Origin of the sequence: Nostoc sp. ATCC 53789 (assembly GCF_009873495.1) — a bacterium.
Taxonomy (GTDB): domain Bacteria; phylum Cyanobacteriota; class Cyanobacteriia; order Cyanobacteriales; family Nostocaceae; genus Nostoc; species Nostoc muscorum_A.
The window spans coordinates 1,473,571-1,486,801 of record NZ_CP046703.1; the positions used below are offsets into that span (position 1 = coordinate 1,473,571).

General features: G+C 39.6%; 12 protein-coding genes. 8 read left to right on the forward strand and 4 right to left on the reverse strand.

Annotation, left to right across the window (positions count from 1 at the left end):
* The first annotated feature begins 82 nt into the window (after positions 1-82).
* A complete protein-coding gene (locus GJB62_RS05915; protein ID WP_114085736.1) occupies positions 83-739 on the forward strand; it encodes a DUF3386 domain-containing protein in 657 nt (218 codons plus the stop codon).
* 181 nt (positions 740-920) lie between these two features.
* Here GJB62_RS05915 and GJB62_RS05920 read toward each other — a convergent pair whose 3' ends face one another.
* The 3 genes from GJB62_RS05920 to tmk form a co-directional block, all read right to left on the reverse strand.
* Entirely contained in the window at positions 921-1,211 is a 291-nt protein-coding gene (locus tag GJB62_RS05920; RefSeq protein ID WP_114085735.1) for a hypothetical protein, read from the reverse strand.
* Positions 1,212-1,216: 5 nt separating this feature from the next.
* Entirely contained in the window at positions 1,217-1,723 is a 507-nt protein-coding gene (locus GJB62_RS05925) for a hypothetical protein (RefSeq protein ID WP_114085734.1), read from the reverse strand.
* Between the two features lie 396 nt (positions 1,724-2,119).
* Complete coding sequence (gene tmk, locus GJB62_RS05930) at positions 2,120-2,767, reverse strand: dTMP kinase (protein WP_114085733.1); 648 nt, start codon at positions 2,765-2,767, stop codon at positions 2,120-2,122.
* A 598-nt stretch (positions 2,768-3,365) separates the two neighbouring features.
* Between tmk and GJB62_RS05935 the strand changes: the two genes are divergently transcribed.
* Positions 3,366-3,722: a hypothetical protein gene (locus tag GJB62_RS05935; RefSeq protein WP_209271482.1), complete on the forward strand. Its 357-nt coding sequence runs from the start codon at positions 3,366-3,368 to the stop codon at positions 3,720-3,722.
* A gap of 413 nt (positions 3,723-4,135) precedes the next feature.
* On the opposite strand, the gene GJB62_RS05940 is transcribed toward GJB62_RS05935, so the two are convergent.
* Entirely contained in the window at positions 4,136-4,852 is a 717-nt protein-coding gene (locus GJB62_RS05940; RefSeq protein WP_114085732.1) for a heme oxygenase (biliverdin-producing), read from the reverse strand.
* Positions 4,853-5,422: 570 nt separating this feature from the next.
* On the opposite strand from GJB62_RS05940, the gene glmM reads away from it, so the two are divergent.
* The 6 genes from glmM (at position 5,423) to hpsO (ending at position 13,191) form a co-directional block, all read left to right on the forward strand.
* The gene (gene glmM / locus GJB62_RS05945; RefSeq protein ID WP_114085731.1) at positions 5,423-6,895 is read left to right on the forward strand and encodes a phosphoglucosamine mutase; all 1,473 of its coding nucleotides are present in this window, start codon (positions 5,423-5,425) and stop codon (positions 6,893-6,895) included.
* 327 nt (positions 6,896-7,222) lie between these two features.
* Complete coding sequence (locus GJB62_RS05950) at positions 7,223-7,990, forward strand: glycosyltransferase family A protein (protein ID WP_114085730.1); 768 nt, start codon at positions 7,223-7,225, stop codon at positions 7,988-7,990.
* Between the two features lie 36 nt (positions 7,991-8,026).
* A complete protein-coding gene (gene hpsL / locus GJB62_RS05955; RefSeq protein WP_114085729.1) occupies positions 8,027-9,682 on the forward strand; it encodes a hormogonium polysaccharide biosynthesis protein HpsL in 1,656 nt (551 codons plus the stop codon).
* An 11-nt stretch (positions 9,683-9,693) separates the two neighbouring features.
* Entirely contained in the window at positions 9,694-10,854 is a 1,161-nt protein-coding gene (locus GJB62_RS05960) for a glycosyltransferase family 4 protein (protein ID WP_114085728.1), read from the forward strand.
* A 128-nt stretch (positions 10,855-10,982) separates the two neighbouring features.
* Positions 10,983-11,963: a hormogonium polysaccharide biosynthesis glycosyltransferase HpsN gene (hpsN, locus tag GJB62_RS05965; RefSeq protein ID WP_114085727.1), complete on the forward strand. Its 981-nt coding sequence runs from the start codon at positions 10,983-10,985 to the stop codon at positions 11,961-11,963.
* A 52-nt stretch (positions 11,964-12,015) separates the two neighbouring features.
* On the forward strand, positions 12,016-13,191 hold the full coding sequence (gene hpsO / locus GJB62_RS05970) for a hormogonium polysaccharide biosynthesis glycosyltransferase HpsO (RefSeq protein ID WP_114085726.1): 1,176 nt from the start codon (positions 12,016-12,018) through the stop codon (positions 13,189-13,191).
* Positions 13,192-13,231 lie beyond the last annotated feature (40 nt).

Consider the following 13,231-nt stretch of genomic DNA (forward strand, 5'->3'; position numbering starts at 1 on the left):
CTATCCAAGCCTCAACAATTACTTCTATGCTAATACCAACGAAACTAAAACGCTAATTTACAGTAGCGACTAGGAGAAGCACATGACAGTTACACAACTCTCTGCTCAGGAACTTTTCCGGGCTGCTTATGAGAACCGCTATACTTGGGACAAGAATTTTCCCGGTTATACCGCAAATATTACCTATAAGCAAGATGATAAAGTATTTACAGGCAAGGTTATCATCACTGGCAATCTGAAAGCCGAAGTTTTGGATGTAGATGACGAGCCAGCCCAGAAAGCAATTCATGGTCAAGCATGGGAGATAGCGATTCACCGCGTCCGCCGCAGCTTTGAAGACACCCACAGCGCCAATACCTTTAGCTATGGCAAAACTGACGAGACTGGTGCGGTTGAGCTTTTAATGGGTGGTAAGGCTGAGGGCGATAAATACAAAGTCCGCAATAATGAAGTGTGTCATGTTCACCGTCTAATCCACGGTACTTTCGTGACAATTGACACCTTTAGCAGCCACGACACTGGGGAAGGCTACTTGTCCCACCGCTATGACTCTGTTTACCATGACCCCAAAACTGGGGAACAAAAGGGCGGTAGAAGCGAATTTGTCGATGAATATGAAAAAGTTGGTGATTATTTTATCCTAAATCGTCGGGAGATTCGTACCGAGACAGCAGGACAAATATCTATTCAGGAATTTATCTTCTCTGACATCAAATTATTAGAACCTGTTGCTGCTTAATCTCTATTTTGTAGTTAAAAAATTGCGATCGCTCTTTAAGTTTAAGGAAGCGATCGCTTTTTTTTACATTCTGATTGATGAATATGAGGTTTTAAAAGAGAGCTTGATATGCAAGAATATCGATAGCTGAGTTGACATTGGGCTAAAGGGCGATCCGCTTTACTTATTAAGCCTGTAGTATTTAGAGATATTTTTGGTAATATTCCTCTATCGTACCTACAGCTTTTAATAATGGCGAATCTAACGGCTCAATCCAATCAGCCACTTCACGAGCCAGCCCAAGGGTTGAGATTCCTCCTGATGCTTCAAGTTTACCAATCAGCGTCTTACTTTTAATAGATTCCAGGGCACCGATCAGATTGTTTAAACGCTCTGAATGTTTAAATTCTGGTTGTTTATCTCTACGAATCTGTTCGGCAATCTCAAGAGCTTTATCGAGCAATTTGATGAATTCTTCTGTCTTGTTTTCCATGATTTTTACGGACAACTAAAATCTTTTTCGATGATATTTTGTCCCTCAGACCACTTAATGTTTGGATCTCTTGTATCTTTAATAAAAGTCTGTTGACCACCGCCAGGATAGCATTGAGTGGGGGTTTGAGGGGCAACAATGCCTTGATAAACTGTCGTTCCTGCCGGCAAAGTAACTGGTTGAATCATAGTGGCTTTATTGCCCCATGATTGATTAAGAGCTAAATTCCTAATTACTTCTACATTTGTTTCGTATTTATCAGTTGTTAAATACCTACCATATCTATTCTCGCTGTTACTATAGTAACGATAAAAAGTCTTAGGCTCCTCTAGTTTGACTTCTTCACATTTAGAATTTAGGAAGGTAACGGCAATATCAGATGGTAGAGGACATGAAGAACTAACTTCTTGGGCAAGGACTCGTGGTGAATTGAATACAGTCCGTGGGAATGAACTAACTGAAAAACTGAGAATGCTTAAACCAATACCTATGGAAACAGACTTAAATTTCATACAAACTCTTCCTCCCAAGCTTCTATTGAAATATATAAATGGCAAATTAAGCTTCGTTTCAGTGTAGTGGGTTTGTTAGACCCCTGAAGATAACGATGCCTGCGGCAGTCTGCGCCAACGCTTTTGTGAGCAATGCAATGGTCTTAAATTCGGGTGTGGAATCGGAAAATGCCACGTCTTTTATATTCTCAGGCTTAAAGCAAGGATGCAAGGACAGTTAAGACAGTTAAGTAAACACTTCAAAATTTGAGATATACCTATGGGAACCCCTTCAACCTTGATTTCTCACTTGTGAGAAATCAAGGAGTGTGGGAGGTGTGGGAGGTGTGGGAGGATGGGGAAGAAGTCTTACCCCCCACACTCCCCACACTCCCCACACTCCTCTTCTCCCTCTGCCTACACTATGCGTGAGAAATCCGGGTTCAAATGTACGCGCAGAATTCCTTGAATTACTTGTTGCACAGCTTCTTTACTCAAGCTGCCATCTACCCGCACAATTCTTGAAGGATAAGATGCTGCTAACTCTGCGTATCCTTGCTGAACGCGCCGATGAAAAGCGATTGTTTCTTGTTCAATGCGGTCTAATCCGATTCCATCTCCCCGTTTGCGGGCTAGTCCAACTTCGACATCGATATCTAGCCAAATAGTTAAGTCACTCTCTAGGCCAGCAGTGGCAATATAGTTAAGCTGATTGATTAAACTCATATTCAAACCGCGACCATATCCTTGGTAGGCAATGGTAGAGTCAGTGTAGCGATCGCATAAAATATATTTCCCTGCTGCGAGATTTGGTTTAAGTTCTTGTTCCACGTGTTGCGATCGGTCAGCAGCATACAATAAAAGTTCTGTCACTTCTGCAACTGGTTTATCCTCTGCCTTCTCTAGTAGTAAGCGGCGAAGATGTAAGCCTAACTCTGTTCCCCCTGGTTCACGAGTGACCACCACAGAAACACCCAGATTTTCCAACCACTGAGAACAAAGCTGCATTTGGCTGGTTTTGCCGCAGCCTTCCACCCCTTCAAATACAATTAATTTGCCACCCATGCTTTTTAAAGTTCGCTGCAATAAACTTGTTCGCTGACGTTTGATCAAGAATAGCGTGAAGTGCTACAGGCGGGTGAGACGCTTACCCCACAATCAGTAGTTAGATACTTTTTGATTTAGAAGTTTCTAAATATAAGACTACTCCTTTCAAGGTGCGTAAAAATTTTGGTAAATAGATTCCTCTTTAAGCTCTATACTCTGTATCCTCTGCGCCTCTGTGGTTAGAAAAAATACTTTTAAACCGCAGAGGCACAGAGAAGCCAGTGCGTTGGGCGGGTTCCCCGACTTGTAGCAACTGGCGTAGCGCTGAGGAAAAATAAGAGATTTTATGAGTCACCTTGAAAGGGCTAGTCCTAAAATACACAAAAAGAAGTTTTTGGCAATTTGGCAGATCAACTATTTTTGATACTGATATTTTTGGGATTGTGCAACGAATGTAACAGAAGTTGCCATAACCAGGTGGTCGAGATTTTTAAGTTACTTCGTAACTGCCTAGCTAGTAGGATTTGAGGAAAGGAAAACAGAGACATTACCAAGTAATGCAAAAGCTTAATAACTTCCAATCAAGGCAGCAGATTTACTAAATAAAGTGATTGATGTGAGAACAACTCAAGTAAATCAATTTTTTAATCCTGTATTTGGGAACCGTATCGATCCCACCCTCAAACCTCAATGGTCTTGGTTACTAAAAACTTTAAATCGGAGGTTGGAAGGGAAATATGGTATTTCACTATTTGATGTAGATTTTTGGATCGATGATTATTTTTTAAGACTTGTTTACAATCTACTAAATCTAGATTATCACTTTCATCAAGTTTCTTTTGCAAGTGAATTTTCTAGCGGCTATTTTGTTGAGGAGCAATTTAGCCGACATATAAAAGTTCTGTATGATAGATATGATTTACCGCTACAAGATGAAGATAGCGATCGCACAGCAATATCCAGTTTAGGATGAAGAGCGCCCAGAAATTACCTAATTTTGAATCCTAAATCTAAAATCGATGACTCCTAACCTGGATTTCTCACAAGTGAGAAATCCAGGAGTGTGGGAGGTGTGGGAGGTGTGGGAGGATGGGGAAGAAGTCTTACCCCCCACACTCCCCACACTCCCCACACTCCCCACACTCCCCACACTCCTCTTCTCCCTCTGCCTACACTATGCGTGAGAAATCCGGGCTAACTCTTTTAATCATAATTGAGGGGCAATCTCCCCATGCTTGCTTTCACGAATAGAAAACAGTCACAGGGCTATTGCCCCTAAATATTTTGAGCGTTAATCGCTCTTATTCCAGAAATACCTGTAAATTATCTTGCATCAGGCTATCTGGACTTAGACTCCACACACCATACTCCGCAATGTCAATACCGTTACTCAGCAGTGACGAGTTCAGTACTACCGCGTGTCCGTCGCCGTGTGAGGCTGTTGAACACCATTACACCGATCGCTTTAATCAAATTGCCTTCCAATTCTTGGAACATCTTCATGTTCGTGCCAAAGGCGGCGTTTGCTTCTTCAACAATGCGATCGGTTGCCGCATCGTCAAGGGGTAATTCATCCAAAATTTGCCGATACTTGGCTTTAAATGCCTTCTCGTCAGAAATTTCTGGAAACTCATAAAAAGCTGTTCCTTGCCCGTCAGACAAATTCATCGCTGTTACTGCAATGTTTTTGAGAATTTGTCCCCCAGATAAGTCGCCCAAGTAACGAGTATATGAATGAGCGATTAACAGTTCTGGTTCTGTGGCAGAGATTTCTCGGATGCGCTTTACATAAGCTTCACCTGCGGAAGATAGTTTGATTTGCTCTTTCCAGTTAGCACCAAAGTAATAACTCAGGTCTTGCTCTAAGGTATACTTGCGGTTTAGCTGGGGAAAGTTGATTTTAGAAAGAATTGGGTGCTGGCGGTGCTTTTCCATTTCTTCTTCCATCGCTGAGTAGACGAAGTAGAAGTTAGCAACTAGTTTCCGGTAAGAGTTTTTTTCTACTACTCCTTTTAAAAAGCACTTGACAAAACCTACATTTTCTGCCATTGTGTGGGCTTTCTTAGTGCCTACACGTAATTTGGTTGCTAAATTGCTGCTCATGCTAAATTTCTCAACTTTAAAAAGTTAACTGCCGAGTTTTAATTCACTAACGGCTAAAAAAGCCATTAAAACGTTACCTTAAAACTATTTGATGAGAATTTATATTAAAATTTTTTAAGCTGCGATGATTTTGTAGTTTTTTACACAGTAATAAAAGCACGTAATATAACTTTACATTCCGGTGTTTTGATTTTCTGTTGTCATAAGCTAACTTTTGCTTTCATTATTAGTTTTCTCAAAGAATATCCATAATGAAATCTAGGTAATATTCCTTACATTGTATTTCTTGTTAATAGCATTGCAAAATGTGAACTAAATACAAATAAAAATCAAGACTCAAGTTAATGGCATAAAAGGAATAATTAGCTAAAATGTGGAGACTTTACTAATAATGTAAAAACCAATACTGACTTTATGAAATATTTACAATTAGAAAGTCTGTAATTCAGTATAATTACGTAAAAATGGCTTAATTTAGAATGAATTTCTAAAGAGAAAAAGCATGTCAAAATTGCTGAATAAAGTCTTAAGTGCTATTTTTCAGTGTGATTGTGTGGAGTGTTTAAATATATGGTTTCATCTATAACTCGGATACCAGGCATTCCTGGAGATTCTCCTTCCGAAGCTGAAGGATTAGGCAAAGGGATTGAAAGCAGTTTTGGACTGAATTTAATCCCACTACCGGCAAATCCTTTATTTGGTACAGATGGGATTCGCGGGCGAGTCGGAGAATTGCTGAGTGCGCCCTTAGCATTGCAAGTTGGTTTTTGGACGGGGATTGTTTTACGTAACCATGCTACTCAAATAGGGCCAGTCATTCTCGGACAGGACTCTAGAAACTCCAGCGATATGCTAGCAATGGCTTTGAGTGCAGGGTTAACAGCAGCAGGATTAGAAGTTTGGTATTTGGGATTATGTCCCACTCCTTGCATTGCCTATCTCACCAGCATCAGTGATGCGATCGGTGGAGTAATGATTTCTGCTAGCCACAATCCCCCAGAGGATAATGGAATTAAGGTTTTTGGTGCAAATGGTGGAAAGCTACCGCAAATATTACAGGCAGAAATAGAAGCGGGGCTGCGTGGGAAAATATCACCGATCGCTAAAGTCAGTAATTGCGGACGGCATTACTCACGTTTTGAGTTAGTCGGGCATTATGGCGAGGCGTTAAAAAAACCTTTAAACAGTGACCTCAATCTCGAAGGAATGAAGATTGTTTTAGACTTGGCGTGGGGTGCAGCAGTCGGGTTAGCACCGTCAGTATTTACAGAAATGGGGGCAGAGGTGATCTGCTTGCATAACGAAGCAGATGGCGATCGCATTAATGTTAACTGCGGTTCCACTCATTTAGATATTCTTGCCGCCACAGTCCAAGAACACAACGCCGATATCGGCTTTGCCTTCGATGGCGATGCCGATCGCGTCTTAGCAGTAGACAATACTGGCAGGCAAGTTAACGGCGATTACATTCTCTACCTGTGGGGACGGCATTTACAAAAAAACCAACAACTACCAGACAACCTGATTGTGTCTACAGTCATGGCCAACTTGGGCTTTGAAAAAGCTTGGCAACAAATTGGTGGTAAATTAATTCGTACTGCCGTCGGCGATCAGTACGTGCAAGCCGAAATGCAGCGAACTGGGGGAATGTTAGGCGGCGAACAATCAGGTCATATTCTTTGCCGTCATTATGCTGTAACTGGAGATGGCTTGTTAACAGCCTTGCATATAGCAGCTTTGGTGAAAGAAGCAGGTGTTTCCCTAGCAGAATTAGTAGATCAAAGCTTCCAGACATATCCGCAAATCTTGCGGAACGTGCGAGTCACAGATCGCGATCGCCGTTTGGGATGGGAAGATTGCGAACCAGTGCAACAAGCGATCGCTCTTGCTGAAGCCGCAATGGGTGATTCTGGTAGAATCTTGGTTCGCGCCTCTGGTACAGAACCAGTAATCAGAGTCATGGTAGAAGCCGCCAATGCCGAACTTACCAACTACTGGACAAATGAATTAGTTTCAAAAGTCCAGCAACATCTGATGGACTAAGTTAGCTATTATCTCAGCTTTTAACAAACGCCAATTTTCCGTCACAGCTTCTACAAATTAACCAGCTTTGGTTATCTGTAGAAGCTGTGACATTTGTATTTGTATTGTTATATAATCTCCGCCTAATTAATTATCAAAAAACTTACTACGTCATGACATCAGTCTGAACGTGTTATTATTTACTTCGAGATTCTTCGCTATAAAACTCATATTTGATTTTTGAACAAACTCAGCAATACTCAAAAATGCTTCTTTTACTATTGCCTCTTAAGCGAATTAACTTTAAAACTCAAAGCAGATTCCTATACTTGATCTAAAAATAATATCATGCTTGTTTTTGTTATCCCACTTAAAAGTGCAAAAGTTTCCAATTCCTGGGAACGTGTTACCCAATTATTTGAAAGATGCATTAAATCAGTTTGCAATCAAACCTCACCTAACTTTCACGTTATTGTTGTTTGTCACGAAAAGCCAAAAATCGAATTCACCCATTCTCATATTACATACGTTACAGTTGATTTTTCTCCTCCCAACGAGACTAACCCTGTAGCGAAAGGAGACACAGATAAAGGGCGTAAAATCCTGAAAGGATTGATTTATGCTCAACAATTTTCTCCGACTCACACTATGGCAATTGATGCTGATGATTGTGTCAGCAAAAAATTAGCCCAATTTATTCAACAACATCCTGATTCGGATGGATGGGTTATTAACAAAGGTTATAAATATCAGGAAGGTAGTAAATATGTATATATTAAAAGAAGAAATTTTTATAAAATGTGCGGTAGTTGTAACATTATTCGCTATGATCTGAACTATTTGCCCGAAAGCGCAGAGTATAATCGTGGCTACGGATACTATAGATATTATATAGATCACGGCAAAGTTAGGAATATTTTAGAGGATAAAGGAAAAGCTATTAAATCATTACCATTTCCAGGAGCAATTTATATCCTGGACACAGGAGAAAATCTTTTTGATAATTCCAAAAGATTAAAATTTAACATTTTTAATCGCAAATTATTAAATCAATCGGTTGAGGACGAATTTGGATTGTACAACTTACAGCAATCCCAAAATATTTGTCAAGTATAATGTATTCCCTTGATGCTGATAGGCTACAGCGCTACTATGCCGAAAATAAAGTCAAAATCCAAGACATCTAAAAAATCGAAAAAGCAGACTTCTAAGGAAACTTCTACTCTTAGTCTCAAAGAACAGTTAGCCCAAAAACGCAAAGCAGCCCTAGCACGTAAAGAACTCATTAGTTTACTCACCACCGCCACTTTTGGCGGTTTATTCATTGGCGTTGTGCTTTTTTTCGTAGGTGGAATTAAAGCAGCAGTCCCCGGTGTTTTAGGGATAATCATCATGTCCCTTTCTTACAAATATCCGCGCCAAGCGCTATATGCCTTCATCATTTACGTACCTGTTGGGGGCACTATCACCTACTATTTAGGCAGTAGTCCCATACTCCAATTAGCTAAAGATGCCTTTTATGTTCCAGCGCTAATTGGACTTTGGCAAACTTGTCGAAAGCAGGGATTACCTTTAATTATTCCCCAAGGCATTAAAATTCCGCTTTATATTGTCTTGGGTTGCAGTGTATTAACACTATTATTTGTCAATGGTGGACAGCAGTTTAACCCGCCTAGCGTCGGACTATTAGAAAAAGCAGAGAAAGAAATACCTTTAGGTATGGGAATTTTGGGGTTAAAAGTATTTTTAGGCTATGTCCCTCTGATTGGTTGTGCTTACTATCTAATTCGGGATAAGCGGGATTTTCTCTTTTTATCGCGCCTCCAAATTGTTCTCATACTGTTTTGTTGTGTGTTGGGATGTATCCAATACCTCTTACTGCTAACTGGTATATGTCAAGGCACTAGGGGTCTTGAAGGAAATGCCCTATTTGTCACATCACTAGAAGCCCGGTGTTATTTTGGTGGAGCGCTTTTATATAGTCCCGAAGAAGGGGTAATTCGTCTGCCAGGAACATTTGTAGCCCCTTGGCAATGGGCGTGGTTCTTAATTTCCAGCACCTTTTTTACCTTTGCCACTGGCTTCACCGATCCCTCTTTTATTTGGCGGATAGTCGGCTTAGGTTCTTTAGTGACAGTCTTTATCAATGCTGTAATTTCTGGACAAAGAATCGCCTTAGCCTTAGTACCAATCTGTTTCGGGATTTTGCTATTGCTGACTGGTCAAATTGGCAACCTTAAAAAATTTATCCCCATAGGTATAGGACTGGCTATAGTTTTAGGAATTGTGATGGTAACTAACCCTACCGTCGTCCAAGAGAGAACCGAGAGTTTTACTAGTCGCTGGGACGCTTCACCACCTCAAGATTTTATCGTCCAGCAATTTGAAGAGAATTGGAAAAACGTAGATGGGCCTTTGGGAAGTGGCTTAGGTCGAGCAACTAACTCTGCCCGCGCAATGGGTAAAACTAAACTGGTAGAAACCTACTATCCCAAAGTCCTTTTTGAAGTTGGAATTATTGGAGTACTAGCTTTTTTGGGTTTGGTAACAACTTTAACAATTATGGGCTTTAAAACCTATCGCTCCATAAAGAACCGTAATTTCCGCAGTTACGGAGCAGCTTTATGGGTGTTTATATTGTTTATTAGCTACAACACCTACTACTATCCTCTAGATGTTGACCCGGTTGCTGTCTATTATTGGTTTTTTGCAGGAGTTCTTTTTAAACTGCCAGAATTAGAGAAACAAGATAAGGAAGATGCCGACCCTGAGCAAAAAAACAAGAGAAAACGTCTAAAAACAATTTAAATGAAATAAAAATGGCAAAAGTTATCATAGGAGGTCAAAAACACCTCAGCATTCCAAACTTACCTCGAAATTCTCGGCATACACTCATCTACCCCAAGCCTTTCCCCGCAGGCAGATATCCTATAGAAAAAATTTGGTATCCTTTAGCCAGTTTTATGGCTTGGCAACCTGTATGGCAAAGATACCAAGCAATTCATTCTTTCAACAGAATTTTATATACAAATAAACCTTGGTTTCTCACCTTTGAGGATCATCGTGTTTTATATAGAAATCCTCAAAATCAAGTTGAAGCAGCAATTTATGAATTATTAAATAATCGATTAGCACTAGACAATTGTCAAAAAATTATTGCAATTTCTGATTATGCCAAGTTGAGATTAATCAAGCGGATAGAAGGTTGGAAAATAGAAGAAAAAGTAAGTAAGAAAGTGGATGTTATTCATCCCAATTTCCCAATAAAAGTTAAGCAATCGAAACTTTATCAGGAACAACAAAATCTCCAGCTTGTATTTATCGGAAATCACATTGCCCGTAAAGGTGGAGTTGTTGCTTTAAGACTAGCTCAGAAAGCTGAAAAACTAGGTTTGCCGATTACTGTACATATAATATCGGGACTAGAACATGGTTCAGGAGTTCCAACTGATTTCCCCGATCGCAGTAAATATGTAGAGGATTTAAAGTTACTGAAATTAAGTAACGTTGTATTCCATAGAAATATTCCTAATGACAAAGTTCTTGAGCTATTATCGCAAAGCCATTTTCAATTAATGGCAACATTACATGATACTTATGGCTATAGTATCATTGAAGGTTTTTCTGTTGCAACTCCTGTAATTACGACAAATGTATGCGCCTTACCAGAGTTTGTTCGTAATGGTGAAAATGGCTATATTTTAGAGTTGCCAATTAATGAAATTAGGCACTGGAGCAATTGGCTACATGGAGACAAAACTAAAACCGATGAATATTGGGAAATTGTCGATAGCACTTATGACTATTTAGCAGAACAAGCATTACAACAAATTATGCAATTTCTTGATAGAAGTGATAAGCGAGAACATTACGAATTTCTAAGTGCAGGAGCATTAGCTCAAGCGCAACTTGTACATAACTCCGAAAAGCAAAATGAGTTATTTGATAATCTCTATGCGGCTGCGGCGGTGGGAGTATAAAGAATTAAAAGCAATCTTATTCGGTTTTTGACTGACTGTAAATTAAGGTAAGAGTAGCTTAATAAACTTAATGAAAATTAATTTTTATAAGGTTATTATCAAAATAGAAAAATTAATTAATAAAAATCATGGATAATTATCCTTTAATTTCTGTAGTTATCCCGACTTATGGTAGAGAGGAAGCGCTACGAGATAGCATTGTAGATGTCCTGAAACAGGATTATCCCAATTTTGAAGTTTTAGTAGTAGACCAAACCCCAACACACCAACCAGAAATTCAAGCCTACCTAGAAGAGATGGCAGATGTAGGTAAAATTAAATGGTTGCGATTAGATTGGGCAAGTTTGCCAGGGGCGCGAAATTATGCTGTGCGGCGGTCTTCTGGTGAAATAATATTATTTATAGATGATGATGTTCAGCTAACCCCAGAATTGTTAACAGCCCATGCGAAAAATTATTTGCAAAACCCAGAAGTGGGGGCTGTGGCTGGACGGGTGTTTGACAGAATGAAATTAGGTGATTCTGGAGGAGATTTACAGATTGAATATTTGCCTCCCGAAGCTATGGACCCAGGAATTGCTTGGTATCATATTGATTTAGTACATACCACCAAGCCCCAACAAGTACTGACAGCGAGGGGCTGTAATATGTCATTTCGCCGCGAAATTTTTACTAAGTATGGATTGAGGTTTGATGAGAGGTTTCGCGGTAGTGCAGTGCGCGAAGAGTCAGATTTTTGTTTGCGGGTGCGACAAACCGGGTATAAAATTTGGTACGACCCAGAAGCCCATTTGGTGCATTTAGGCGAAGAAACAGGGGGTTGTCATGATATTAGTATGCGATCGCTAAAATATCAACTCACCTTTTATCACAACCATTTCCTACTAGGGCTGAAAAACCTGACTGCGACTCAAGCTTTACGCCTATACGGTCGTTTATTTGACTGTCACGTTCTGGGACGACCACCTTGCCATAAAAGTGGTTCCCCCATCAAAATTGCCACTCGCGGTATTTTCTACATTTTGGGTTTTTTCAAAGCCTTGGGTACTGTCATCCAATCACTATGGAACGATGGTCAAATTTACAGCCGATTGGATAAACAAGTTTAGTTATTAGTCATTTGTCATTGGTCATTAGTCATTAGTGAATAACAAAGGATAGATGAAAATCTTAGTTGCTAGTCATACTTATATCGTAGACCTCAACTGTGAGAAATTACGCGCTTTATCTCAACTAGAACCTGACATTGAAGTGACAGTTGTAGTCCCAAAGCGCTGGAAACCAGGCGGTGTACAAAACAGAATTATTGAAACTGAATACCGCGATGAAGGCAAATTTAGAATAGTTCCAGTTTCTAATTTTAGTCAAAATCATCAGGGACTCCTTACTTTTGGAGCCGATTTGATATCTTTATTAAAACAATTTCGCCCGCAAATCATCCAAGTTGAACAAGGTTCTAGAGCCTTGGCTTATACTCAGATGATTGCCTTAAATCAGCTATTAGGACTCAAGGCAAAAAATATATTTTTTACCTGGTGGAATCTTCCTTACCAACTGAAACGACCAATTTATTTATTAGAGAAATATAACCTTAACCACAGCCACGGCATTATTTCTGGCAATCAGGATGGAGCAGAAGTTTTGCGACAACGGGGATATAAAGGAGCAATTAAAGTCATGCCGCAACTGGGCATAGATGAAAGTTTATTTACTCCCAAAGCTCAACCAGAGTTAGCAGCTAAATTTGGTATTCATAAAGAGGATTTTGTAGTAGGTTTTGTAGGGCGATTTGTCCAAGAAAAGGGTTTATTAACGCTTTTGCAAGCCTTAATTACATTGAAAAATAAACCTTGGAAATTACTATTATTGGGGCGAGGAGAGTTGCAAACTGAATTACTCAGAATCGCAGCAGAAAACAATATTAAAGAACGGTTAATTTTAATCGAAAGTGTTCCTCACGATGAGGTTGTAAGTTATATCAATTTAATGAGTACTTTAGTATTACCTTCAGAAACAACTTACAAGTTTAAAACTTTAACTTCTGCTGGCTGGAAAGAGCAATTTGGTCATGTGCTAATTGAAGCGATGGCTTGCCAAGTTCCTGTGATTGGTTCTGATTCCGGCGAAATTCCCTATGTCATTGGCGATGCTGGCTTAGTATTTCCTGAAGGTGATGTTCAAGCTCTGGCTAATTGCTTAGTTCAATTAATGGATAAACCAGATTTTGCTCATAATCTCGGTGAAATGGGTTATCAAAAAGCAATGGTTCAATATACCAATAAAGCTTTGGCGAAACAGCAATTAGAATTTTATCAAGAGTTGGTCATTAGTCATTAGTCATTGGTCATTAGTGAATAATAAAGGATAAAAGATAAAT

Coding starts and splice junctions, on each gene's coding strand:
- GJB62_RS05915 (WP_114085736.1), top strand. CDS start 83: ATGACAGTTACACAACTCTCTGCTCAGGAACTTTTCCGGGCTGCTTAT.
- GJB62_RS05920 (WP_114085735.1), bottom strand. CDS start 1,211: ATGGAAAACAAGACAGAAGAATTCATCAAATTGCTCGATAAAGCTCTT.
- GJB62_RS05925 (WP_114085734.1), bottom strand. CDS start 1,723: ATGAAATTTAAGTCTGTTTCCATAGGTATTGGTTTAAGCATTCTCAGT.
- tmk (WP_114085733.1), bottom strand. CDS start 2,767: ATGGGTGGCAAATTAATTGTATTTGAAGGGGTGGAAGGCTGCGGCAAA.
- GJB62_RS05940 (WP_114085732.1), bottom strand. CDS start 4,852: ATGAGCAGCAATTTAGCAACCAAATTACGTGTAGGCACTAAGAAAGCC.
- glmM (WP_114085731.1), top strand. CDS start 5,423: ATGGTTTCATCTATAACTCGGATACCAGGCATTCCTGGAGATTCTCCT.
- GJB62_RS05950 (WP_114085730.1), top strand. CDS start 7,223: ATGCTTGTTTTTGTTATCCCACTTAAAAGTGCAAAAGTTTCCAATTCC.
- hpsL (WP_114085729.1), top strand. CDS start 8,027: ATGCCGAAAATAAAGTCAAAATCCAAGACATCTAAAAAATCGAAAAAG.
- GJB62_RS05960 (WP_114085728.1), top strand. CDS start 9,694: ATGGCAAAAGTTATCATAGGAGGTCAAAAACACCTCAGCATTCCAAAC.
- hpsN (WP_114085727.1), top strand. CDS start 10,983: ATGGATAATTATCCTTTAATTTCTGTAGTTATCCCGACTTATGGTAGA.
- hpsO (WP_114085726.1), top strand. CDS start 12,016: ATGAAAATCTTAGTTGCTAGTCATACTTATATCGTAGACCTCAACTGT.